We start from the raw sequence: 22,342 nt of genomic DNA on the forward strand, positions 1-22,342 counted from the left end.
CGCATGACGCAGATTTCCGAGCCGGTTTTTGAAGACTTGGGTTTAGGCCGGGGCCGCCTTACCCTTGTTGGCGACACGGCTGCTGGCGCTCACTTGTGCGAAATTACTTGGTATCACCGCCCCGATGGCACACGGGTATTGGACCACACCTTTGTTCCACCCGCACTCAATGGGCAAGGCTTGGCTGCCATCCTGACGGAGGCAGCCCTTAAGCTTGCGAGAAAAGATCAGGTCCGCATCCTGCCGCACTGTTCTTATGTGGCACGTTGGATAGATCGCCACCCAGAATGGCAAGGATTGGTGGCGACGTAGTCAGGCACCCACAAACCGACCATTTAGCGCCGCCATCTCAGCTGGATCGGGCAACTCCCACATCGTCTCAACAAAGTCGAACATGGAACGATCAACCTCCATCGCATAGGTTTCACCCTTCGTGGCATTGCGGGCTTGAACCCGCGCCCAACGGGTATCAACCGGCACGTCCAGAACATGCAGGATCACAGGAGCATTCGCTTGCTTGGCGAGATCGGCAAATTTTTGCCGATGCGCTGCTTTGGTGAACCCTAAGTCTAGGATAACGGGAACGCCAATCGAGACAGCCTGTTTTGCTGTTTCAAAAATCATGGCCTCACATCGATCAATGCGCGCCATCGTCCAATCAAACTCAATGGGCTGTGGGCTATCCTGCCAAAACAAGGTCACCATCCACTGATCAATAGCAAAGTGGAGACCACCAAGATCATGCGCTAAGGTCTGCGCATAGGTCGACTTGCCTGCCCCAGTCGAACCGCAGATCAAATGAAATGCTGCCTCTGCCACGATGCCTACTCCTCGTTTAGAAATGCCTGATGGCTGAGGTGGTGAAGATGGGCCTGTACATCATGTGGCCAGCACGCAATCAAGGACAAAAAGCGTACTTTTTGGCCGGCAAATAAAGCCCGCGACACTTCATCATAATTTGGTTCATTCCCCGCCACTGCGGCCATAAACCGATAGAGCGCCTCGCGTCCTTCGTTCAGCGCATTCGCCCCTTCTGTCTCGCGACGAGCCGCCTCAACCAATTTTCGCAACGTCACACTTGCCCCGCCCGGCTGCCGGGCCAGCCAGTCCCAATGACGCGGCAAAAGTGTTACTTCGCGCGCAGCAACCCCCAATTTGGGTCGCCCTACCTTTCGCCCTGAAGCAAATTCAGCCGGTTGCAGACGCGCAACGACATCAGCGAGGCTGCCGCGCAAATCGAGTTCAATCGGCTGGCTGGTGTCGCGATGAAACACCAAGATGGAAAGAGTTGGATCCTGATCCAACTTTTGTTTGACGCTTGCCGCCACCTCACGCAGCGCACCAAAGGCCAATAGCTGCGGGCCTGCAAAGGCAATAGCGGGTAAATCCTCTTGATAGGTCATATTTAGCTCCGGTGAGTTATTATTATCCGGATAAAATTATCCCAGGTCAATATCACCCGGATAAAATAAAACACCAGTCACATCCTGTGCACTGTCACGTGACTGAAAACAGGGATGACCTGACCCCTGCCTCGGACTACATGAGGTCAGACGGAGGACACATGGCCTATAAAAGCATGCGCGAGTTCATGGTGCGGTTGGAGAGCGAGCAAAAACTGGTGCGCGTGCGCGAGCCGGTCTCGACGGTCTTGGAGATGACGGAGATTCAGACGCGCCTCCTCGCTACCGGTGGGCCAGCAACCCTGTATGAGCATGCTATCATGGCCGATGGGTCGAAATCGAGCATGCCAGTGCTCACCAATTTGTTTGGTACGGTGGAGCGGGTTGCGATGGGCGTCACCATGGACGGTAAAGACCGCCGCACCGCGCAGGACCTGCGCGAAGTGGGCGAACTTTTGGCCTTCCTGCGCCAGCCAGAGCCGCCACGGGGCCTGAAAGAAGCCTTTGATCTGTTGCCGCTTGCAAAGACAGTCATGCAAATGCGGCCAAACACCATTTCGGGCGGAGTCTTTGCGAAAGCACCTTGCCAAGAAGTCGTTTGGGAAGGGGCAGACATAGATCTGTCACGGCTGCCCATTCAAAGCTGCTGGCCAGGTGAACCCGCACCTTTGATCACTTGGCCCCTCATCGTCACCAAGGGTCCAAGCGACAAGCGGCAAGATAATTATAACCTCGGCATTTATCGTATGCAGCAATTGGGCAAGGATCGCGCCATCATGCGCTGGCTCGCCCATCGTGGTGGCGCACAACATTATAAGCGCTGGAAGGATACCAAGCCCGAACCTTTGCCTGCGGCCGTCGTCATTGGCGCAGACCCCGGCACGATTCTCGCTGCGGTCACCCCCGTACCCGACACTTTGAGCGAATATCAGTTCGCGGGCCTGATGCGCGGCCGTAAGCTCGACCTAGTCCCCTGCAAGACCATCCCGATTGAAGTGCCGGCAGAAGCTGAAATCATCATTGAAGGCCATGTGCTCTTGGATGAATTCGCCGATGAAGGCCCCTATGGCGACCACACCGGCTATTATAATTCGGTCGAGAAGTTCCCGATTTTCCAAGTCTCGTGCATCACCATGCGCAAGGATCCGATCTATTTATCGACCTTTACAGGTCGTCCGCCTGACGAGCCTTCTGTCTTGGGCGAGGCCTTGAACGAGGTGTTCATCCCCCTCCTCCAACAGCAATTTCCTGAAATCACAGACTTTTGGTTACCACCCGAGGGCTGCTCTTACCGCATTGCCGTCATCTCGATGAAGAAGGCCTATCCGGGCCATGCCAAGCGGGTGATGATGGGCGCTTGGTCCTTCTTGCGCCAATTCATGTATACCAAATGGATCATTGTGGTCGATGACGATATTAATGCACGCGACTGGAAGGATGTGATGTGGGCGGTCTCAACCCGCATGGATCCGGCGCGCGATATCACCCTCGTTGACCGCACGCCAATCGACTATCTGGACTTTGCAAGCCCAGAGAGCGGTCTTGGCTCTAAGATCGGTCTCGATGCGACCAACAAAATTCATCCTGAAACCCACCGCGAATGGGGCGAAGAAATCCGGATGGATAAAAAGGTCATTGATGCTGTGACCGAGAAATGGGGCCGCTTGGGTCTGCCGGGAGACGGCAAGCCAATCTGGAAATAGTTCGGTCTGGTGCGCTCAAACGCGCAAATCAAGACGAGGCTTGTCGGCCACAAGGTCTGCTTGAGGATTGTCTAGGCGGCGTGCGTTCAGATCGGTGAGCGCGCCGCCAAACTGAACAGCATCAGCATACCGATCTGCCGTTCTCGACGCCTCATTTGGTTGCGGGCCATCCTTAGGGTGGGCAGGATCTATATTTTTCTTGGCATAAGATACGTCCGTACAATCGCGACACATATAGCCATTGACAATTTCCATAACGACTTCCCCTCTAAGACAGGCTTCAGATGCAAGTACGTCACAAACAAGTCATTGGTTACAAAAAGAAAAGCCTTCTGATTTCAAGTCAAATTTATGGTTTCTGTTTGGTTAACGTCGCTTAGCAGCCTCTAAGGCGAGCGCGCGTTTGGCGCGATGGACGGCAGCGTCTAATTCTTGCAGAAAGCGGGATCTGTCGGACGTGGCGAAGGGTCTTGGTCCTGAAGTTGCGACCCCCATAGCGCGAAGATGTTCGCCGATTTCACGGCCGGCTAAAGCTGAGCCAATGGAATCGCGCGTAAAAGGCTTGCCTTGATTGCCAATCGCCTGCGCCCCGGCCTTCAGTGCCCGGTCCGCCAAGGGAATGTCTTGAGTAATGACAATATCGCCAGTCTGGCATCGCTCGGCGATCCAATCATCAGCCGCATCAGGGCCAGCATCGACAATCAGCCTCTCGATCAGCGGATGGGTTGGAATTTGAATGAAGCTATTGGCAACAACAAAGGTCTTTAAGCCGTAACGGAGTGCGACTTTATAGACCTCATCTTTAACAGGGCAGGCATCGGCGTCGACAAATAGGCGAGTCATGCCGCTTTATGGCTGAAAGCCTGTCTCAGCACCAGACCGAGACCGAAGAGGGATTAGTCGCGCCCGCGTGGGACGTCGACAAAGCCTGAATAATCTACCATGCGCTGGGGCATGAGCTCTTCAAACTGCTCACGCATGACGCGCGCCAATTTGAGCCCAAGAAAAAGAGCCAAACTGCCCAAGGAAACCAAAATTAGACTTGCAATGATAACTGGCATCTGCGTGCCTCCCCACCATTTTCTCTCAGGCTACCACCCGAGTGCTGAAATCCGATAAACTTACACCTCACGTTTATGATGCGCCTTTTCATTCATTCTTAAAGGCTGTTTCGATGACGATTTAATGTTATCTGCCTGATGAACATCCAAGTTTGGCTTTTTGAGGGGATACAACATGTCAGCTTCTGCCGCAGTCGCTTTGTATACAGGACTGAATGTACTACTCATTTTGGCATTGATCTGGCAGGTGATCGGCTATCGCCGTCGCGAAAAGATAAGCCTAGGTGACGGCGGGCATCCCGGCTTGATTCGAGCTATTCGCGCCCATGCGAATGCAACCGAAGTTACCCCCATTGCGTTGGTCGGTCTTATTGCAATGGCGATGGCCAGTGCACCCGTTTGGGCGATCCATGTCGGTGGATTGAGCCTAACGGTCGGACGGGTTTTACATGCTTACGGCTTAAGCCGGGTCGAGGGTGCTTCATTTGGGCGCATGGTCGGCATGTTATTGTCGCTCATAGCTTTGCTATGGATCGGCGTAGCCTGTGTTTGGGCGGCCTTTTAGAAACGTTGCACACCCAAACGACAAAGGGTCGCTGCCCAAAAGCAGCGACCCTTCAGCCCCCAAACGCGTCTACAAGGACGCGCTTAACTTAGAATACGCCTTGGCCAACCCCACCATCGACAAACATCGATGAGCGGAAAGTTGCGGTTTGTTGGCTTGCCGACTGACGGGTGTTGGTAAAGGTCTCGGTGCGGGTGATGGTTGCATATTTGATGCCTGGGCCAAACCGACGCAGCAACGAGCGCTCGTTACAATCCGCTTCAGCCTTTTGCGCGACGCACTGGAGCGTGGCAGTACCGACGGCACCCTTATCGCCCCGATAGGCCAAAGCTTGGCCCTTTTGGCACGAAATGGTGCGGCCACCATCGAAATTGGCTTCGCCATTGACGACTTTGCCAAGCGTGACCAGCATGCGCGTGCCAGCCATACAGCGGAAGACTTCGCCCTCAAACTCAGAACCGACCTGTGCATCGCCATTGGTGCGCGATGCAGGATGTGGGGTGTCGCGGTCATCCATACATACAGCGCGAATAGCGACTGTTTCTGTGATGGTGCGGGTGTCTTGGAATTGTTCCATCACCGTTGCGGCTTGGCCGCCTGAGACTTGCAAGCCATCAATCAGGCCAGCAGTTACGGGCATTGGGGCTGAAAAGCCACCGCCGCCGCCGCCAATATAGACGCCGCCGCCACCGCCGCCGCCGCCAATCACGGTGGTGCTGCCACCAACATACGTATTACCGCCCACCACAACATTGGTGCCGCCGAAATAGCTGCCGCCAACGCTGACGTTCACATTCGGGCCAGGCACATGAACATTTGGAACACCAATGATATGGCCTGTGGCAGAGCCGCAGCAGCCGCCGGAAGGGCCTTGAACAACCGGGATATTGGTTGTGCCGTTACCGCCTGTGCCACAGCTATTGCAGCCACCCGCTTGTGCGGATGATGCCATAAAGGCCGCGAGAAGTGTGGCTGCGGCGATGTATCGAACTGAAACACTCATGGTGGGACTCCCCAAATTTTCTAAACCCATCCAGCAAGTCCGGCGCCAATTTCGCCCGTGTGGAGAGTATCGGCCCCCTAAGTCACCGAACTGGGTTGGCATGAGTCCTGCGCTACTCCTCGGAAAGCGGCCAGAAGGCGGCTTAAATCGAGGAAATAGACATGCATTACGGCGCACTTCATCCAGAGAGCCGGGCTTTTTTGAGCTCTTGGCAGGCCCTAAATGGGCTTGCAGACCAATCTGAGACAGGCTCTGCGCTGTCAAAAGACGCCACTTCCATGATCGGCCGTATCTTTTTGGCGCAGCGCGCCAGCGAGGGTGTCTTCACATTCAAGACCGTTGGAGCCGATTTGAAGCTTTGGACAGGTCGAGATTTACGCGATCATGACGTCAGCAGCCTATTTCACGGTACGGATCGGAATTTAATCCGCGCTCTACTAGAATCTGCCATCGCCGGTCCGGGGCCAGCTTTGGCCCGTGCAGCTGCCTTTGGAGCGGCCTTTGGCCAAAGAACAGAAGTTGAGTGGGTGTTCTTGCCTTTGACGGATAAGGCTGGCGCGGATCGTGTTTTGGGCCTGTTTCAGCCCCTCAAGCAGTCACCCTCTGTCTCTAAGCCCGTTCTGCGCTTCTCACTGACCGCTCTCTTGCCGCCAACACCAGAAATGCCGGTACGCCAAGGCCTACGCCTCGTGGTTAGCCGCGACTAGCTGACCTTAAACTTCTGGCTGCGAGGTGGTTTGAAACTGTAGGGCTGCCAGCTCCGCATAAAGGCCACCGCGCGCAATCAATTGATCGTGGGTCCCGGCTTCAACAATTTGGCCTTGGTTGAGCACCAAAATCAGATTGGCCCGACGAACTGTCGACAAACGATGTGCGACCACAATCGTGGTTCGATTGGCAGCAAAGCGATCAAGCGCTTCTTGAACACGGGCTTCTGAGTCTGAATCCAGAGCACTTGTTGGCTCATCCAGCAGCAAAATGGGACTATCGCGCACAATGGCGCGCGCCAAGGATAGACGTTGACGCTCCCCGCCTGACAGGCGCGAGCCGCGAGGCCCCACTTGGGTTGCCATCCCATCGGCCAATCGGTCCACAAAATCACAAGCTGCCGCAGATAAGGCAGAGCGAATGGCAGCCTCGTCTGCAGCGGGCAAACCCATCGCGACATTTTCGGCAATCGAGGCATCAAATAATGTGGCATCTTGACTGACAAGGGCGATGTGCTGGCGCAAACTGGCCAAGGTGACCTGCCCAATATCCTGCCCATCGATCAAGACCCTGCCTGTGGTCGGATCAAACAGGCGGGGTATGAGATTAAGGATCGTCGACTTACCGGAGCCTGACGGTCCCACTAGGGCTAAAGTTTGTCCCGGTTCGGCAGTGAAATTGACCGCATTCAGACCGATTGTGCCATTGGGCCAGTTAAAGCCAACATTTTGAAACTCGATCCGACCGGGACCACGCGTCAGTTCTTTCGCACCTGGGCGATCCGCGATGCTGGGGGTCTCGTCCAAAACAGAAAAGAAGCGCTCTAAAGCCGAGAGGCCTTCTTGCAAGACGCTGTTTAAGCCCCCCAAACTGCGGATCGATTGAGCCGCTAGCAAAAGCGAGGCGATGAAGGCGGTCAATGTGCCAACACTTGCTGCCCCTTGGGTAATGCGAAAGCCCGCAAAGGCAAAGACACCTGCAATGGCTAGCCCGCCTAATACTTCGAGGATGGGATCTACCCTGCCCTTTTGCTCGGCCATTTTGAGAAGAAGCGACATGCGGGTCGACAAGGCAGTCCCAACACGGGAGCTCTCGGCCTTTTCTAAGCCATAGGTTTTCACCAAGCGAATGCCGCCCAAACTCTCTTCAACCACCCCAGCCAAATCTGCCGCTTGATGCTGAGCGCGCGCTGCAGTCTTGCGCAGCCTTGCGCCAATCATTGAAACTGGGCCAATCGCCAAGGGTAGGATCACCAGACACACCAAAGCCAATTGCCAGTCGCCCAAGATCATGACGCCAATCACGCCAATCAAGGTCAGAATATCGCGCACAAGACTGTTCGCAGCCCGTAGGACGGCCTCACGTACCGCATTAATGTCGTTCAAAAAGCGGGCAGAAAAGGCGCCAGAGGGTTCCGCGCTTAGGCGGGCGAAATCCAGGGTCAAAAGCTTGGCGAATAGATCTTGCTGAAGCTTCGTCGTTGCCGCCAAAGCAACCCGATTGGTCAAGACGGTAGAGGCATATAGAGCGACGCCCTTGATCATGGTCGCCGCTATAATGGCTAAAGGCCCAACCATGGCCATAGCAGCTGGTGCCATCCAGGCAGGGGCACCCTCTGGACGGGCTTCTTGGCCAGCACTGAGCTTGGCCAGAGCATCGATGACTTGACCAAAGAGCCACGGATAAGAAGCCGAAGCTGCGGCGACAACCGCCATCAAAAGGGTTGCCAAAAACAACACACCTGCATGCGGTGTTAGCCAGCCAGACCAAAACCGCTTGATCAAATCGGTGCTTGACCCCGATTGTGTGGCAGGAGCCTTAGTGATCGTCTTCATCCGGCGTTGGCCCGTTTGGATCGATCAAACGGTGAGCATGGATCACGAAATAGCGCATATGGGCGTTGTCCACCGTGCGCTGGGACGCACTTTTCCAAGCGTCGCGTGCTTCGGCGTAATTGGGAAAAGCCCCAACGAAATCCATGGCCTTGAGATCGCGAAACTCAACATCCTCTAAGTCCTGAACTTCTCCACCAATTACGAGGTGAAGCAATTGTCTCTTTGGGGCGGCTTTACGTTCCATTCGTTCCTCACGACAGTTTTACATGGTGGACACGTTCAATGAGTAAGGGATGCAGAGGCTTGCCTGCAACCACCAAGCTTTTTTGGAGAGGTACAAGCTTATTGTAAACAAAGGCTGCACCTTCATGTGTGGTCGCAAGCGCACCTGCTTCCTCAACGATCACATGTGCGGCAGCCAAATCCCAGTCGCTCTTGGCCGATAAGGCGATCGCCCCATCATAATGGCCTGCAGCAACAAGGCACATCCGGTAGGCGATCGAATTGCGCGAAACCACATCCATTTCAGGCCAGGGCTTTGGCCAAGCCGGATGTCGAAACATGCCGGGATCACCCAACATGGCGCAGCCTTCAAGCTGATCGACTTGGCTTGGCTGAATTGCTACGCCGTTTAGACGGGCCCCACCGCCTTGAATGGCGTCAAACATTTCCCCTGTTGCGGGATTAAACACCACACCCACGACGGGTTGGCTATCGACCAACAGACCGATGCAAACGGTAAAATGTGGTTTGGCCTTGATAAAGGCGCGGGTGCCATCAATCGGGTCAACCACCCAACAAAAACGAGCGGTTTGGCGCGATTGATCATCGACGGTCTCTTCGGACAGCCAGCCATAATCCGGGCGCTGTGCCAATAAACGCTCTTTGAGCAGGGCATCGATGGCCAAATCTGCATCGCTGACAGGATTATTGGGAGATTTGTCGCGCACATCCATCTGGGTGCCAAAATAGCGCATGGCAACGGCACCGGCCTCTGTGGCGGCTTCCAAAGCGAGCGCAAGATCAGCCGCCAGATCCATCCCTTAGGCACCAGCAATCGTCATTGCGGGGATCAAGAGGCTGGGGCATTGAAGAGAGGCGCGTCCTTCGTAATCATTGCCGGGGATGAGCTTGCTATACATGTCGAGCATATTTCCCGCGACAGTGATTTCATTCACCGGACGCACGATCTTCCCATTTTCAAACCAAAGACCAGAAACGCCGACCGAATAATCGCCGGTATTCTGATTGAAACTGGGAGATAGAGTTTCGATTACCAAAAGCCCGGTGCCCGCATGAGCCTGCAAGCCCGCAAGGTCATACGTGCCGGGCATGACCATCACATTGCTAGAGCCAATCCCCGGTGCCCCGCCGGGATTCAGGCTAGCGTGGCCCGTTGATTTCAAGCCCAATTGCTTGGCGCTTGCGCTATTCAAAAGCCAGGTCTGCAAGACGCCATCTGTCACCAGATCTCGCGCCGCGACAGGTAGTCCCTCACCATCAAACGGATGCGACGACCATCCGCCTTTTTCCAGAGGATTGTCAGTTATGCGGATATTTGGCGCAAAAACTTGCTGACCCAATTTGTCCCGCAGAAACGAAACACCGCGCGCGACCGAAGCGCCCGAGATCGCCCCCAAGAAGAAACTGATCAGGCGACTGGCAACTCGATTTTCGAAAATGACTGGTGCCACACAGCTTTCAAGCTTAGTTGCCCCCAAACGCGCGAGAGTACGCTGGCCGGCACTGCGGCCAATCTCTTCAGAAGCCTTCAAATCTTTCAGAAAGCGGCTGGAATCGCTGTCCCAGTCGCGCTCCTTATGATCGCCGCGCTCGGCAATGGCCGATAAGCCGAGCCCCCACGAAGTGCCGCGATACCCACCCCGAAAGCCGTTGCTGGCCCCGTAATAGACATGGCTTGCACCCCATTCCGCGCCCGAGCCGCCAGAGTTGGTAATGCCTGCAATATCCAATGCCGCAGCTTCGCTCTCCAAAGCACGGGCTTCTAGATCGGCAATATCGGCTTCGGTGTCGTCCCAAAGCTCTAAGTCAGTCAGGTTTTTGGCCAGTTCACTTGCCTCGGGCAGGCCACACCATGGATCTTCGGCAGCCGCCTTTGCCATCGCAACAACCCGCTCTGCCAATGCATCCAGTGCCGCTAAGCTGAAATCGGAGGTCGATGCCCCAGCTTGCTTCTTGCCGATCAAAACCCGCAAACCGGCCGAGCGGCTTTCTTCGCTTTCAACAGATTCCAGATTGCCAAGTCGCACCGAAACCGACAGGCTTTTGCGGTCCACACAGGCTGCATCGGCCGCTTCAGCACCAAGGGATTTTGCGCGGGACAGGAGCCGATCAACGGCTGCATCAAGATTTGAGCTCATGGATTACTTCTAAAGCGGGTTTGACTCGATGCGAAGTCAATTGCGCACAAAAGCTTCAGTGCGTCCATTTTAGAAATATGTCGCCTCATGTGGCCAAGGGCTAAGACCTACAGGGCTGAGTCCAATTCACTGCTCAACAATTGCTCGGCAAACGCATCGGCATCAGCCGTCAGCGCCTTTTGCTCATTCAGCCACGACTGGTAATAGATGAAGCCACCAACACCCAAAACCAGCGTTGCAGCTAAAGCCCCGAAGGTCTTTACCCACGCATGACGGGGGGCATTCTGCGCGCCAAAGGCAGCCATGGCAGCGGCCTCAATGCGGGCAGCGGGCATGTCGGGCACAGGGCTCGCGTGATTAAGCACGTCAGCCAGAGCTTTATTCAGCGGATGATGATCAATGATACTCATGCTGCATGTCCTTCCACGGACGCTTTTAACAAATCGGCCTTCTCGGGCGCAAGGGCTAGGCGCAAGGCGCGGCGCCCGCGTGCCAATAAGGATTCCACGGCATCCACACTAATGCCCAATATCTCGCCGACCTCTTTGGCAGCCAATTCCTCATAATGGGTGAGCACAATGGCGGCGCGCTGACGGTCGGGTAGGCTCGCCAAGGCAGCATCCACACTATCGCGCAGAGCGGATTGATGCAGCCTCGTATCGGGCATGGGCCCAGGGTCGAGCGGCTCCGGCGCTTGATCTTCGTCAACAAAGCGCCCGGCCTTGCGTAAGCGGTCAAAGCAGAGGTTGGTGGTCACTTGGTGTAACCACGTCTCTACCCGAGCCCTACCCGTCTGCCAATTTGGCAGGACCTTCCACAAGCGGATCAGGGCCTCTTGCGTGACATCTTCAGCTTCGGCGGCGTCGCGCAAGAGACGCCAGCTGATCCGCCACAGCTTTGGCGAAACAGCCCTGACCAAGGCAGCGGCCGCAGCGCGATCACCGCGGCCAGCTTTGGCGATCAAACCCGCATGGGGATCAAAGACAATCGGGTTTGACACGCGAGGCGACCTTATCCTGACTTACCAAGGACGACCGGGGCCGCGACGCGGACCACCTTCACGGCCTTGACGGGCAGCAGCAGCAGCTTCTTCACGGGTCAAGCGCCCATCCTTATTGGCGTCAGCACGCTCAAACATCGGATCAGGACGCGACACCCACTCTTCGCGGCTGATCTTTCCGTCTTTATTGGTATCAAACGTACCCAAGGGGGGCGGTGGTGGAGGACCGTCGCGGCGCGCTTTCATTTTGTCGCCCATCTTGTCGCCCATTTTGCCGCGCATTGCGTCGAGCTCATCACGCGTGATGCGACCATCCTTATTGGCATCCAAACGCGTGAACATTTCTGCCGATCGCTGTTGCATCTTGGTTTGCTTTTCTTGCGCCCGCGCGTTCATTGCCGCGTCAAATTCAGCGCGCGTAACCGCACCATCCTTATTGGCATCTGCTACCGCCATCATGTCACGGCCTTCGCGCGGTTCACGAGGGGGGCGGCCTGGCATGCCCTCTGGACGGGGCGGGCGGGCCGCACGCATTTCTTCCTCGGTGACAAATCCGTCCTTGTTCTTGTCAGCCCGATCAAACATGGCGACACGCGCGGTGCGCACTTCCTCCATTGTGATGGCACCATCCTTATTCAGGTCAGCCCGCTCAAAAAAGCCCGGACCTTCGCCTGGAGGTGGGGGTGGACCCTGTTGGGCCAAAACGGGGCTTGCCAGCATCATAAAGCCGGCGGTGGCGAGAACAGTCTTCAAACGCATGATCAGGCTCCTTCGTGCAGCCGACCTTAGGGAGAAGGCCGAGCTCATTGGTGATCTGCTCGTAAAACGCGTAGGAATAACTATTCCGTCGCAACAGCTGCAATCTGATTAAAATGATGTCGAATAAGGGCGCGCGCGTCTTCATACATGGCAATTGCGGTGTTGAAGTCTGGTGCATCAAGACAGTTTGCGACAGCCTGCTTGAGCCCAGCTGCCGCGCGGCTGGGCTCAAAGTCAGACCCGGCTGCAACCGCGAGCAGTTGGCGCACATTTTGAAGTACACATCCGGCTTGTACCAATCGGCCCGCTTCTTCCCCATCCAAAAATCCATAATGGGCAAGGGCTTGGATAGATTCTAGCGTATTGGCATGCACGACGGGCTTGCCTGAACTTGCGACCAATAACTGATGATACTGGGCAAAAAATTCCAAATCAATCAGTCCACCGCGTTGGCGCTTAACGTCCCAGCCGCCACGCACCGGATGGGCGGCAACCATCTTGTCGCGCATCGCCACGATTTCACTGGCTAAGGTCTGAGTTGATCGCGGCTTTTGCAGCACTTTTTGCGCTAGAGCTGCGATCTCGTCCATCAAGCTTGGGTCGCCTGCCACGGGCCGCAATCGGGTGAGCGCCTGAAACTCCCACGTCCAAGCTTGGCTATCATAATAGCGCTCTAATGCAGACAAACGTACAGCAACAGGACCCGCTCGGCCGGAAGGCCGCAACTGCATATCGACTTCATAAAGGCTGCCTTCGGCTGTTTGGACGGACAAGACAGATACCAAGCGCTGCGTTAGCCTTGTGTGCCATTGTTCAGCACTAATGGGCCGTCTGCCGTCGGACTCGCAGTCTGGATCAGCGACATCATAAACAATCATCAAATCGAGATCAGAATCGGCCGCCAATTCCTGCCCGCCGAGCTTGCCCCAAGCGCAGACCGCTACCCGCCCTGGAATTAGGCCATGGACTTCCTTCATCGCCTCATAGGCGACCGGCAAGAGTGCCGATATGCTGGCCTCTGCTAGGTTGGAATAAGCAATTCCAGCTTCGTCGGCTTTCGCGCGACCATGGAGCACTTGAAAACCAATGCGGAACATTTCCTCGCGATGGGCGCGACGCACCGCATCAAGGCTCTCTTCAAACCCTTGGGCCTGGGCCATCCCAGCCTTCAATACCTCTAGCCGGGTCTGAGGTTCATCCACGGATAGGGGCGCGGTGAAGCGCGGCGATAACATGGCGTCGAGAATGGCTGGACGTTGGGCGAGCACAGCCCCTAAACGCGGGGCCAAGGCCAAAGTGGCACAGGTTTCTTTCAAGATCAGCGGCTCTGCCTTGAACAAAGACAAGACCTGCACCCCGGCGGGCAAAGCGGCAAAGAAGTCTTGGAAGCGCACGAAACCTGTGTCGGCCTCTCCAGTTGCTGCAATGGCTTGTAACAAGTCTGGGGTTAGGGCGGTCAAAAGCTCGCGTGCGCGCGCTGTCCGGGTTGCCGGTATGTGGCCATGGTGCCAACCACGAATGGTTCTGGCAATTTGGCTCGGTTCGGTAAAACCCAGAGAAGCGATGGTCTCAATCGTCTCTGGGTCATCTTCGACGCCCGTGAACACCAAAGAACCCATTGGACTGGAGAGCGGCTTGCTGTCCGGAAACAATTCACGCACGCGGGTACGCACCATCTCGCGGCAAGCATGTATGTCGTGGTCAAGGGCGGCAAGGTCTTCATGGCCAGACAAAGCCGCAACACGGGCACGCCGATTGGGATCGGCTGGCAATTTGTGCGTTTGCTCGTCGTCCAGCATTTGAATGCGGTGCTCAATCGCCCGCAAGAAACGATAGCCTTGGGCTAAATCATCCCGCGCAGCAGCATCAATCCGGCCAGCTGCCACCAAAGCGTCTAAAGCCTGCAACGTACCCCGCACGCGCAAACTGGGGTCGCGCCCGCCTAAAATCAGTTGCTGGGTTTGCGCAAAAAACTCAATCTCGCGAATGCCTCCCCGTCCAAGCTTCACGTCAAACGCCGGGTCATCTAAGTCCGTTGAACGACGAACGGCATGAATTTGTCGCAGGATGGATTGCACATCATCAATTGCGGCAAAGTCGAGATTCTTCCGCCAGATGAACGGCTTTAAGTGCGACAGAAGACTTTTGGCCGCATCAAAATCACCACCAATTGCGCGGGCTTTGATAAAGGCCGCCCGCTCCCAGTTTTGGCCGACACTTTCATAATAGGCCTCTGCTGCGCGCAGCGACACAGCAACAGGTGTTGAGGCAGGATCGGGGCGAAGCCGCCAATCAACCCGAAACACATAGCCCTCAGGCGTCACTTCTTCGAGAATGCGCGATACCGTTTGCACATGGCGGACGCAGACGCCACTGGCTGCGTCCTGATCATCGGCCCGGAAGGCGTCGCGATCAAAAAAAGCTGCCAGATCTATATCGCTCGAATAATTGAGTTCTTGTGCGCCATGTTTACCCATAGCGATGATGAAAAAGCCTGGAACTTGATCGGGGGTCAAAAAGCTTGCAGCATCACGGCTAGCAGCCGCGCGGCTCGCTAAGATCATGGCCGTCTGCGTGGCTCGGTCCGCCAGATTAGACAGGGCCAATGTCACATCGCCCAATTCCAAGCCGCCGCTCAAATCGCCAAGGGCACAGGCAAGGTGGGTATCGGCTTTGGCGTGGCGTAGAGCGGCCATCGCATCGGTCATGGCAAGATCTTGTGCCTGCTCCGCCTGTACCAGACTGGCAGCCAAGACCTCCGAAGCGGGTCGACCAAGGATAGCGTGTGTCGTTTCCACACGTCGCTGGCTCAAACGATCAAGATAGGGCGCAACACGTCGTGCCGCGTCCAAAGCATCTGACAAGGAACCAAGCGGTCGTATCTTAATCATCAGACTTTAAGCGGCAGGATCAACCGCGCCTCCAGGCCGCACGTCTCGCCGCGCGGCAAGCCATCGGCCAAGGTCAGCCGTCCGCCATGTAATTCTGCAATCGCCACGGCCAAGGAAAGACCGATGCCAGAGCCCGGCAAAGAGCGTGCACTATCCAACCGCACAAACCGCTCTAGCACACGGTCGCGCTGATCGACGGGAATGCCAGTACCACTATCCTTGATGCTGATGGCCATTTGGTTAGCTGGCAAGCGTTTGGCCGACAAATGCACCTCGCCCTCGCTTGTGTATTTGACCGCATTATCGAGAAGATTGGAGATGGATTGCGCCAGAATGGACCGGTCGGCCATAATCATCAGCTCAGGCTCTATTTCAGCCGTAAAGACAAGGCCTGCCTCTTCAATCACGGGCTCAAACAAATCGGCTAATTGGCCAAGCAACAGGCTAACATCCAAAGGCTCAAGCTTTCCGCCTTCCCCTGCTTCCAACCGAGACAAACGCAACACGGCATTAAAGGTTGCCACCACACCATCCAATTGGATCAGGGCATCTTCAATTGCGTCGCGCAATTCTTCGCTGGATTGGGCTTTGGCTGCAGCCCCTTCGAGACGCGCACGTAGCCGTGTCAGAGGGGACCGCAAATCGTGGGCAATCGAATCGCCTGTGGTGCGCGCGGCCGCGACCAGACGATCAATACGCTCCAACATGGCATTGAGGTCTTCGGTTAGATCGTCAAACTCATCACCATCACCGGGTCGTATGGTCCGCACAGCTGCCCGCCGTTTCAGGTCGCCCGCCATCACTGCCCGTGTCGTGCGCGTGAGTTCGTCCACGCGCCCAGCGGCTTGTCGTGCCGCCATAAAGCCGCCGACGAGCGCGAAGGCCAACACCCCTGCCCCACCCATCCAAATCACGCGCGCAACTTGGTCTGCAATCTGAACGCCCGGCCCGAGATCACGTGCAACAAACAAGCCGAAGCCATCGGGTCCTGCTAGAAAGAGACCACGTGCCCGCCGACGCTCAATTTTTCCGGTTTCTAAGTCGGGCCGCTCATAACTAAAGCCGGATGACACGGCGCGCGCGGGCTCTAGCGCACTAGTGGGATCGGGCTTATCAATTTGGGAAAGGTCGATTGGCGCGCCATCAATATTACCAGACAACACTTTGCCATCTGGCTGTACCAAAACATAGAGCGAGTCACTGGCGCGGGCGGCGCGTTGGATCACCTCCATATTGAGACCATCGACATTCTGGCGTTGCCAGATATCAGCCAATTCGGACAATTCTTGTCGCGCAAACCGATCAGCCTCTAAGCCCAGCCTGCCAACGGTTGTTGCATAGAGAAAGCCCAAAAGCAGGATCGCAAATCCTGCAAATAGTCCTGCAAATGCCATGGCGACGCGAAACGTCGTGGTGCGCATCAGCGACCGCAATGGCAAGAGCAGTTTTTTGATCATCGGCCCTAGGCTTCGAGCCGATACCCGGCACCACGCACCGTGTGCAACATGGGCTTATCGAACTCTCGATCAATCTTTGACCGCAAGCGCGACACATGAACGTCGATCACATTGGTCTGTGGATCAAAGTGATAATCCCACACCTTTTCCAGCAACATCGTGCGGGTGACGACCTGATTGGCATTTCGCATCAGATATTCCAGCAAGCGGAACTCGCGCGGTTGAATGTCGATCTTCCGGCCCTCGCGGCGCACCACGCGGGCCAGCAAATCCATCTCTAACTCACCGACTTTGAGGTGGGTTGAAGGGGCTCCCCCTTCGTGGCGACGGCCCAAGGCTTCGACACGGGCGATCAGCTCGCTGGCGGCATAAGGCTTAGCCAGATAATCATCGCCACCGGCTTTGAGGCCCTCTACGCGATGCTCGACATCGCCCAAAGCCGACAGGAACAAGACTGGCGTTGCAATCCCCGCAGTCCGCAAGTCTGCAACGACACTGAGGCCGTCTTTTTTCGGCAGCATCCGGTCGAACACGAGGACATCAAAAGCGCCGCCGCGTGCCATCATCTCGCCTGTGGGACCGTCGGCGGCCAGGTCGACGACATGGCCCGCCTCTTCCAGAGCACGCCGCATGTAGAGTGCGGTCTCTCCAGCATCTTCAACAATGAGAACACGCATCGGATTCCCCCCTAACGCGTCGATTACTTTTTGGAACCAGGCTTAGACGGGGTGCCCAAAGGCAGTGGCACAAACCCGCCACCCCCACTTTGGCTTTGCACAAAGAGCCCGATGAACGAACGACCCGCAGCACGGGCGGCCGCGATTGCCGCATCCAAGTCTTCGGCCGAGCGCACTTCCTCATTATTGGCCGTCAAAATTGCATCACCCGGGCGAATACCGCGTTCGGCTGCCCGCGAATCTGGATCCACTTCCAAGACCAAGACCCCAGCTTCATTCGGGGAAAGGCGCAGGCGGGTGCGAGCTTGAGCCGACAAGGGGCCAACACTCAAGCCAAGGTCATTGGTTGCGGGGACCGCAGGGGGTGCTGCACTTCCCCCACCAGCGGAATCGCTTTGGCTCAATTGCTGCTCGGAGGGACGCGCTGTGATGGTAACGGGCACCGTGCGACGGACACCTTTCGCGCCAACAATATCCAAACGAACCACTTCACCAACTTGAGTTTGCCCAACCCGACGGGTCAAGTCAGCAGAGCCCTCAATCTTCTGGCCATTGAAAGCAACCACAACATCGCCGCGCATCAGGCCAGCCTTTGCCGCTGGTGCACCGGGTGTAACACTTGCAATCACAGCGCCCTTTACATCGCTGCCCAAGCCAAAACTATCGGCCATTTCTCGGCTGGTGTCTTGGATAAGAACGCCCAACCAGCCATAGGTAACTTTACCTTGCTCAATGATTTGTTTGGTGGTGCGATCGGCCAAGGAAGCTGGGATGGCAAAGCCAATCCCAACATTGCCACCCGAACGCGAGAAAATCGCGGTGTTCACACCAATAACCCGACCACTCATATCAAAGGTTGGGCCACCAGAATTGCCGGGATTAATGGGTGCATCAATCTGAATGAAGTCGGCAATATTATTGCCTTCGCCACGAATATCGCGCCCCAAAGCCGAAACAATGCCCGCTGTTGCGGTGCCACCCAAACCAAATGGATTGCCAATTGCAACGACCCAATCCCCCACACGGACACGAGCCTCCGGCGCAAATTGCACATAGGGGAAGCTGCCGCCTTCAACCTTTAGAACGGCCAAATCAGTCCGTTCATCACGCCCGACAACCGTAGCCTTCAATTCACGGCCATCCTTCAAGGTGGCCGTGATTTCCTTTGCCTTTTCCACCACATGATTATTGGTCACAATGTAGCCAGTTGAGGTGATGAAGAAGCCAGAGCCACCGCCACGCTGTTCACGAGGACGCGCATTGCCGCGCTGGTTTGGCATTTGTTCAAAGAAACGGCGCCATTGTGGTGGCATGCCCTCAAGATCATCCGCCGAAGGGCCGCGTTGATCTTCATCCGCGACTGCGACGACTTCAAGCGAAACCACAGCTGGGGAAACCCGGTCGACGAGGTCCGCAAAGCCTGGCAGCGTCGCCGCAGCCTTTGGCGCTTGGGTCTTGATCTGCTGGGCTGTTGAAAGGCTTGGGGAAAGGATCTGACCTGCGCCAAAGGCAGCCAAGCCGAGCGCAAGTGCCGCTGCCCCGGTTAGGACGGGACGACGCAAAAAGCGCTGTGCTTTGGTCTTCTGAGCCACGTGGCCAGAATGGGTAGTCTGATCTTCACCGTGCTTATCCAACGACATGAAACTTCATCCTGCAGTGTGCCACAGCCCGCCATTCGAGCCGCGCGTTAGCCACACTATGACAGGGCAAAGATGGCCAGACCATGGCCAAAACATTACAATGATGTCATAAAACCAGATATCGGATGAACTTGCTGTTAGATTGCGATTTCAGTCTGTTTTAGACTTGGCCTCGAACTCTTTAAGGGCCGCAAGGGCTTGGGCGTCATCAATGGCAGGCATATCCGCTGGGGCAGCTTGGCCACGCCGGCTAGCAATATAAAGGCCCAAGCCGCCAAGTAACAGCAGGGCCAGCGGCGCGCCCCACAGCGCAAAGGTATCCATGCCGATACGCGGGCGAAGGAGAACAAACTCGCCATATCGGTCGGCAAAAAAGCGACGAACTTGCGCGTCGCTATCGCCTGCAGCAACCCGCTCACGAATGGCTTTGCGCATATCAACGGCAATCTCGGCCGACGATAAGGCAACAGGCTCGTTCTCGCACACCACACAACGGATTTCGCGCGCGAGGCTTTGGGCCCGGGCTTCCAAGGCCGGGTCACTCAAGGGTGCTTCTACCGCATAGGCACCCGTGGGCGCTGCGAGGCAAACAAGCCAGCCAAGCAAAAGAAATTTGATTAGCTTTTGCTTCATTCCGCAGCGACCCCGACGCTGGATGGATCAACCGGTGGCGTGCTTGCCCCACCGCGTTTGGACTTGGCCGGTTGCGGCGCGCCAATGCGCAAGCGACGGTCGGTCAAGCTCACAGCCCCGCCGAGCGCCATCAAGAAGGCACCTCCGAAAATGGCGACCACCAGCGGGTTCCAATAGAGCCGCACGGTCCAGGCCATGCGACCATTGATTTCAGCGGGGTCCCCTAAAGCCGCGTAAACATCGCCAGCCAGAGACGACCGCAAAGCGACTTCGGTAGTTGGCATACGGGCGGCTGGATAAAAGCGGCGCTCTGGGGCCAGAACAAGTTCCCGCTTGCCATCGGTCACGATCAATTGCGCCCGGTCGGCATAGTAATTTGGGCCTTCTTCAGCCGTGACCGCCTTCAGGGTCACCGTCCGGCCAGCAAAGCTTGTCGATTCACCCAAGCCGAGCGAGGCTGTGTGTTCGATGCGGAACGCCGTCTCAGAAACCGCACCAAGGACAAATACGCCCATACCCAGATGGGCGATGGTCATGCCCCACGCCGCACGTTGCAGACCCTTTACGCGCGCCCAGACTTGGGGCGCTGGCAATTTGCCAAATCGGACGCGGTCAAGCACTTCGGCAATCGCCCCACAGACAAGCCACGTGCCAAGACCGATGCCAATCGCCGCCAGAGCCTTCCCGCCCATAAAGGCCCAGCTCAAGGTGATGGCCAGTGCGGTCAAAGCTGCGGCAACCCACAGACGTTGCAGCACGGCCATAATGTCTCCGCGCTTCCACGCCAGATAAGGTGCGATGGGCAAAGCCAAGAGCACCAGCGCCATCAGCGGGGTGAAGGTCAAGTTGAAGTAAGGCGGGCCGACCGACAAGGCCCGCTTAAACACGGCCTCGCCCAAAAGCGGATAGAGCGTCCCCACCAGAACGGTTGCTGTTGCCACGGTCAGGAAGAGATTGTTGAGAACCAAAGCCCCTTCCCGGCTTATTGGGGCAAACAAACCCCGATCTGAACCCAGACTTGGACCGCGCCAGGCAAAGAGAGCCAAGGCTCCGCCAGTAAAGGCCGCAAGGATCATCAGAATAATAAAGCCACGCTCAGGGTCGAGGGCAAACGCGTGCACCGAAGTCAACACGCCAGAGCGGACCAAGAAGGTGCCCAAGAGCGAGAGCGAAAATGTGAGGATCGCCAGCAACACCGTCCAACTGGCAAGACCGCCGCGCTTTTCGGTAACAATGGCTGAATGCAGAAGTGCAGCACCCAATAGCCAAGGCATAAAGCTTGCGTTCTCAACGGGGTCCCAGAACCACCAGCCACCCCAACCGAGCTCGTAATAGGCCCAATAGGAGCCTAGCGCGATACCGATCGTCAAAAACGTCCACGATGCCAGCGCCCAAGGCCGGACCCATCGGGCCCAAGCCGCATCAACGCGCCCTTCCAACAAAGCTGCAACCGCCAAGGAGAAGACCACGGACGAACCAACATAGCCCAAGTAGAGGAAGGGCGGATGGGCCGCCAACGAAGGATCTTGCAGCAAGGGATTAAGGTCAGCACCTTGTAGGGGGGCTGGGTCCAACCGAACGAATGGGTTTGAGGCAAAGGCCAGATAAGCCATCATGACCGCCGTCAAAAGGCCTTGCACGCCAATCGCGCGCGCCCGCAAATCCCACCGTAAGCCCTTGGAAAAATGCGCCAGCATCCAGCCAAAGCCAGCCGAGATCAGACACCAAAGCACCATGGACCCTTCATGATTGCCCCACGTACCTGCAATCTTGTAGAGCAGCGGCTTCAGAGTATGGCTGTTCTTCGCCACATTTTCGACGGAAAAGTCGGAGCGGATAAACGCGCTCATCAGCGCGAAAAAGGCCAACGCAATGGCAAAGAATGCAATGTCGGATGCGGCTTTTGACATGGCAGCAAAGCGGCCATCGCGGGCATGGCCACCCCACAAGCCAGTAGCTGCCTGCGCAAAGCTGGCGAAAAGGGCGAGGAAGATAAGGAAGTGTCCGAGTTCTGCGATCATACCCGACTATGTACCCCGCAGGCCGTTGGGTTCAACCTGTTTCCACTGCTCAAAACGAAGTTTTGCCGATGGCCAAGTTCACGTTTACTTTGAACCTGTGTGAGCTGGGTTCACCATCCCGGCACCGGTGCCCAAATTGGTTTGGGTGTTGCTTTGGCTGACCGGTAAAGGCGCATCGCGCCATTGGCCAGAAGCCTTCAACGCATCAGCCACTTCCTTGGGCATATAGTTTTCGTCGTGACGTGCCAGGATCGTGCGGGCTTCAAACGTGTCGGGGGCAGTAAACTTGCCTTCGGCCACAACACCTTGCCCTTCCCGGAATAGATCGGGCAACACGCCGCGATAGCTCACGCGGACATCGGCTTTCATGTCCGTCACGATGAAGTTTACGCTGCCGTTGTCGCTACGTACCACTGTGCCTTTAGCGACAAGACCGCCGATACGGGCTTGCGTACCAGCTTCAGGTTTTTTGGCTTGTGCGTCAGTCGGGGAATAAAAGAAAGAGGCCGTTTGGCGCAAAGCCACGCTTGCAACCGCTGTCGCACCCAGCAGAACAATTCCTGCTGCAGAAATCAGAAGAAGGCGGCGATCACGTCTGCGCATGG

The 22,342-nt window shown here is 56.4% G+C and carries 24 protein-coding genes; 4 read left to right on the plus strand and 20 right to left on the minus strand.

Annotated elements, in window-relative coordinates:
- Nucleotides 1-3: 3 nt before the first annotated feature.
- A complete protein-coding gene (locus tag IOB61_RS04670) occupies nt 4-312 on the plus strand; it encodes a GNAT family N-acetyltransferase (RefSeq protein WP_290812910.1) in 309 nt (102 codons plus the stop codon).
- Here IOB61_RS04670 and IOB61_RS04675 read toward each other — a convergent pair whose 3' ends face one another.
- A complete protein-coding gene (locus tag IOB61_RS04675; RefSeq protein ID WP_290812913.1) occupies nt 313-819 on the minus strand; it encodes an ATP-binding protein in 507 nt (168 codons plus the stop codon). It abuts the gene before it with no gap.
- A 5-nt stretch (nt 820-824) separates the two neighbouring features.
- Entirely contained in the window at nt 825-1,403 is a 579-nt protein-coding gene (locus IOB61_RS04680) for a DUF2239 family protein (protein ID WP_290812916.1), read from the minus strand.
- A gap of 161 nt (nt 1,404-1,564) precedes the next feature.
- Between IOB61_RS04680 and IOB61_RS04685 the strand changes: the two genes are divergently transcribed.
- On the plus strand, nt 1,565-3,106 hold the full coding sequence (locus IOB61_RS04685) for a UbiD family decarboxylase (protein ID WP_290812920.1): 1,542 nt from the start codon (nt 1,565-1,567) through the stop codon (nt 3,104-3,106).
- A gap of 15 nt (nt 3,107-3,121) precedes the next feature.
- Here IOB61_RS04685 and IOB61_RS04690 read toward each other — a convergent pair whose 3' ends face one another.
- From IOB61_RS04690 to IOB61_RS04700, 3 genes are all read right to left on the minus strand, one after another.
- Nucleotides 3,122-3,361, minus strand: coding sequence for a hypothetical protein (locus tag IOB61_RS04690; RefSeq protein WP_290812922.1), 240 nt, complete (start codon nt 3,359-3,361; stop codon nt 3,122-3,124).
- 111 nt (nt 3,362-3,472) lie between these two features.
- On the minus strand, nt 3,473-3,949 hold the full coding sequence (locus tag IOB61_RS04695) for a YaiI/YqxD family protein (RefSeq protein ID WP_290812925.1): 477 nt from the start codon (nt 3,947-3,949) through the stop codon (nt 3,473-3,475).
- A gap of 53 nt (nt 3,950-4,002) precedes the next feature.
- On the minus strand, nt 4,003-4,167 hold the full coding sequence (locus tag IOB61_RS04700) for a hypothetical protein (RefSeq protein WP_157893562.1): 165 nt from the start codon (nt 4,165-4,167) through the stop codon (nt 4,003-4,005).
- A gap of 175 nt (nt 4,168-4,342) precedes the next feature.
- On the opposite strand from IOB61_RS04700, the gene IOB61_RS04705 reads away from it, so the two are divergent.
- Complete coding sequence (locus IOB61_RS04705; RefSeq protein WP_290812928.1) at nt 4,343-4,732, plus strand: MAPEG family protein; 390 nt, start codon at nt 4,343-4,345, stop codon at nt 4,730-4,732.
- Nucleotides 4,733-4,820: 88 nt separating this feature from the next.
- Here IOB61_RS04705 and IOB61_RS04710 read toward each other — a convergent pair whose 3' ends face one another.
- Nucleotides 4,821-5,735 (minus strand): hypothetical protein, encoded by a 915-nt coding sequence (locus tag IOB61_RS04710; protein WP_290812931.1) that lies wholly within the window; start codon nt 5,733-5,735, stop codon nt 4,821-4,823.
- Nucleotides 5,736-5,896: 161 nt separating this feature from the next.
- Between IOB61_RS04710 and IOB61_RS04715 the strand changes: the two genes are divergently transcribed.
- Nucleotides 5,897-6,442, plus strand: coding sequence for a PAS domain-containing protein (locus IOB61_RS04715; protein ID WP_085339396.1), 546 nt, complete (start codon nt 5,897-5,899; stop codon nt 6,440-6,442).
- A gap of 6 nt (nt 6,443-6,448) precedes the next feature.
- Here the strand turns inward: IOB61_RS04715 and IOB61_RS04720 are convergent, their stop codons facing one another.
- The 14 genes from IOB61_RS04720 to ccmE form a co-directional block, all read right to left on the minus strand.
- Nucleotides 6,449-8,278, minus strand: coding sequence for an ABC transporter ATP-binding protein (locus tag IOB61_RS04720; RefSeq protein WP_290812936.1), 1,830 nt, complete (start codon nt 8,276-8,278; stop codon nt 6,449-6,451).
- Nucleotides 8,262-8,522, minus strand: a complete 261-nt coding sequence (locus IOB61_RS04725) for a DUF4170 domain-containing protein (RefSeq protein WP_290812939.1) — start codon at nt 8,520-8,522, stop codon at nt 8,262-8,264. Before IOB61_RS04725 ends, IOB61_RS04720 begins: the two co-directional genes overlap by 17 nt.
- A gap of 7 nt (nt 8,523-8,529) precedes the next feature.
- Nucleotides 8,530-9,318: a 3'(2'),5'-bisphosphate nucleotidase CysQ gene (locus tag IOB61_RS04730; protein WP_290812942.1), complete on the minus strand. Its 789-nt coding sequence runs from the start codon at nt 9,316-9,318 to the stop codon at nt 8,530-8,532.
- Nucleotides 9,319-9,321: 3 nt separating this feature from the next.
- A complete protein-coding gene (locus IOB61_RS04735) occupies nt 9,322-10,659 on the minus strand; it encodes a metallopeptidase TldD-related protein (RefSeq protein ID WP_290812945.1) in 1,338 nt (445 codons plus the stop codon).
- A 107-nt stretch (nt 10,660-10,766) separates the two neighbouring features.
- Entirely contained in the window at nt 10,767-11,069 is a 303-nt protein-coding gene (locus tag IOB61_RS04740; protein WP_290812948.1) for a hypothetical protein, read from the minus strand.
- Nucleotides 11,066-11,659 (minus strand): sigma-70 family RNA polymerase sigma factor, encoded by a 594-nt coding sequence (locus IOB61_RS04745; RefSeq protein WP_290812951.1) that lies wholly within the window; start codon nt 11,657-11,659, stop codon nt 11,066-11,068. Before IOB61_RS04745 ends, IOB61_RS04740 begins: the two co-directional genes overlap by 4 nt.
- Nucleotides 11,660-11,680: 21 nt before the next feature.
- Nucleotides 11,681-12,418 carry an EF-hand domain-containing protein gene (locus tag IOB61_RS04750; protein WP_290812954.1) on the minus strand — a complete coding sequence of 246 codons (738 nt, stop codon included), beginning with the start codon at nt 12,416-12,418 and terminating at the stop codon, nt 11,681-11,683.
- Nucleotides 12,419-12,498: 80 nt separating this feature from the next.
- The gene (locus IOB61_RS04755; protein ID WP_290812958.1) at nt 12,499-15,309 is read right to left on the minus strand and encodes a bifunctional [glutamine synthetase] adenylyltransferase/[glutamine synthetase]-adenylyl-L-tyrosine phosphorylase; all 2,811 of its coding nucleotides are present in this window, start codon (nt 15,307-15,309) and stop codon (nt 12,499-12,501) included.
- Complete coding sequence (locus IOB61_RS04760; RefSeq protein ID WP_290812960.1) at nt 15,309-16,766, minus strand: HAMP domain-containing sensor histidine kinase; 1,458 nt, start codon at nt 16,764-16,766, stop codon at nt 15,309-15,311. The genes IOB61_RS04755 and IOB61_RS04760 overlap by 1 nt, the downstream gene beginning before the upstream one ends.
- Nucleotides 16,767-16,771: 5 nt before the next feature.
- Nucleotides 16,772-17,443 carry a response regulator transcription factor gene (locus tag IOB61_RS04765; RefSeq protein ID WP_085339406.1) on the minus strand — a complete coding sequence of 224 codons (672 nt, stop codon included), beginning with the start codon at nt 17,441-17,443 and terminating at the stop codon, nt 16,772-16,774.
- Nucleotides 17,444-17,466: 23 nt separating this feature from the next.
- Nucleotides 17,467-19,083: a Do family serine endopeptidase gene (locus tag IOB61_RS04770; RefSeq protein ID WP_290812964.1), complete on the minus strand. Its 1,617-nt coding sequence runs from the start codon at nt 19,081-19,083 to the stop codon at nt 17,467-17,469.
- 150 nt (nt 19,084-19,233) lie between these two features.
- The gene (locus IOB61_RS04775) at nt 19,234-19,716 is read right to left on the minus strand and encodes a cytochrome c-type biogenesis protein (RefSeq protein WP_290812967.1); all 483 of its coding nucleotides are present in this window, start codon (nt 19,714-19,716) and stop codon (nt 19,234-19,236) included.
- Nucleotides 19,713-21,737, minus strand: coding sequence for a heme lyase CcmF/NrfE family subunit (locus tag IOB61_RS04780; RefSeq protein ID WP_290812970.1), 2,025 nt, complete (start codon nt 21,735-21,737; stop codon nt 19,713-19,715). Before IOB61_RS04780 ends, IOB61_RS04775 begins: the two co-directional genes overlap by 4 nt.
- Nucleotides 21,738-21,821: 84 nt before the next feature.
- Nucleotides 21,822-22,340, minus strand: a complete 519-nt coding sequence (gene ccmE, locus IOB61_RS04785; protein WP_290812973.1) for a cytochrome c maturation protein CcmE — start codon at nt 22,338-22,340, stop codon at nt 21,822-21,824.
- Nucleotides 22,341-22,342: the final 2 nt, after the last annotated feature.

It is taken from the genome of Aquidulcibacter sp. (assembly GCF_020253525.1).
Taxonomy (GTDB): Bacteria; Pseudomonadota; Alphaproteobacteria; order Caulobacterales; family Aquidulcibacteraceae; genus Aquidulcibacter.

Coding starts and splice junctions, on each gene's coding strand:
- IOB61_RS04705 (WP_290812928.1), top strand. CDS start 4,343: ATGTCAGCTTCTGCCGCAGTCGCTTTGTATACAGGACTGAATGTACTA.
- IOB61_RS04750 (WP_290812954.1), bottom strand. CDS start 12,418: ATGCGTTTGAAGACTGTTCTCGCCACCGCCGGCTTTATGATGCTGGCA.
- IOB61_RS04740 (WP_290812948.1), bottom strand. CDS start 11,069: ATGAGTATCATTGATCATCATCCGCTGAATAAAGCTCTGGCTGACGTG.
- IOB61_RS04760 (WP_290812960.1), bottom strand. CDS start 16,766: ATGATCAAAAAACTGCTCTTGCCATTGCGGTCGCTGATGCGCACCACG.
- IOB61_RS04685 (WP_290812920.1), top strand. CDS start 1,565: ATGGCCTATAAAAGCATGCGCGAGTTCATGGTGCGGTTGGAGAGCGAG.
- IOB61_RS04690 (WP_290812922.1), bottom strand. CDS start 3,361: ATGGAAATTGTCAATGGCTATATGTGTCGCGATTGTACGGACGTATCT.
- IOB61_RS04680 (WP_290812916.1), bottom strand. CDS start 1,403: ATGACCTATCAAGAGGATTTACCCGCTATTGCCTTTGCAGGCCCGCAG.
- IOB61_RS04670 (WP_290812910.1), top strand. CDS start 4: ATGACGCAGATTTCCGAGCCGGTTTTTGAAGACTTGGGTTTAGGCCGG.
- IOB61_RS04725 (WP_290812939.1), bottom strand. CDS start 8,522: ATGGAACGTAAAGCCGCCCCAAAGAGACAATTGCTTCACCTCGTAATT.
- ccmE (WP_290812973.1), bottom strand. CDS start 22,340: ATGCGCAGACGTGATCGCCGCCTTCTTCTGATTTCTGCAGCAGGAATT.
- IOB61_RS04765 (WP_085339406.1), bottom strand. CDS start 17,443: ATGCGTGTTCTCATTGTTGAAGATGCTGGAGAGACCGCACTCTACATG.
- IOB61_RS04730 (WP_290812942.1), bottom strand. CDS start 9,318: ATGGATCTGGCGGCTGATCTTGCGCTCGCTTTGGAAGCCGCCACAGAG.
- IOB61_RS04735 (WP_290812945.1), bottom strand. CDS start 10,659: ATGAGCTCAAATCTTGATGCAGCCGTTGATCGGCTCCTGTCCCGCGCA.
- IOB61_RS04755 (WP_290812958.1), bottom strand. CDS start 15,309: ATGATTAAGATACGACCGCTTGGTTCCTTGTCAGATGCTTTGGACGCG.
- IOB61_RS04695 (WP_290812925.1), bottom strand. CDS start 3,949: ATGACTCGCCTATTTGTCGACGCCGATGCCTGCCCTGTTAAAGATGAG.
- IOB61_RS04710 (WP_290812931.1), bottom strand. CDS start 5,735: ATGAGTGTTTCAGTTCGATACATCGCCGCAGCCACACTTCTCGCGGCC.
- IOB61_RS04780 (WP_290812970.1), bottom strand. CDS start 21,737: ATGATCGCAGAACTCGGACACTTCCTTATCTTCCTCGCCCTTTTCGCC.
- IOB61_RS04770 (WP_290812964.1), bottom strand. CDS start 19,083: ATGTCGTTGGATAAGCACGGTGAAGATCAGACTACCCATTCTGGCCAC.
- IOB61_RS04700 (WP_157893562.1), bottom strand. CDS start 4,167: ATGCCAGTTATCATTGCAAGTCTAATTTTGGTTTCCTTGGGCAGTTTG.
- IOB61_RS04775 (WP_290812967.1), bottom strand. CDS start 19,716: ATGAAGCAAAAGCTAATCAAATTTCTTTTGCTTGGCTGGCTTGTTTGC.
- IOB61_RS04720 (WP_290812936.1), bottom strand. CDS start 8,278: ATGAAGACGATCACTAAGGCTCCTGCCACACAATCGGGGTCAAGCACC.
- IOB61_RS04715 (WP_085339396.1), top strand. CDS start 5,897: ATGCATTACGGCGCACTTCATCCAGAGAGCCGGGCTTTTTTGAGCTCT.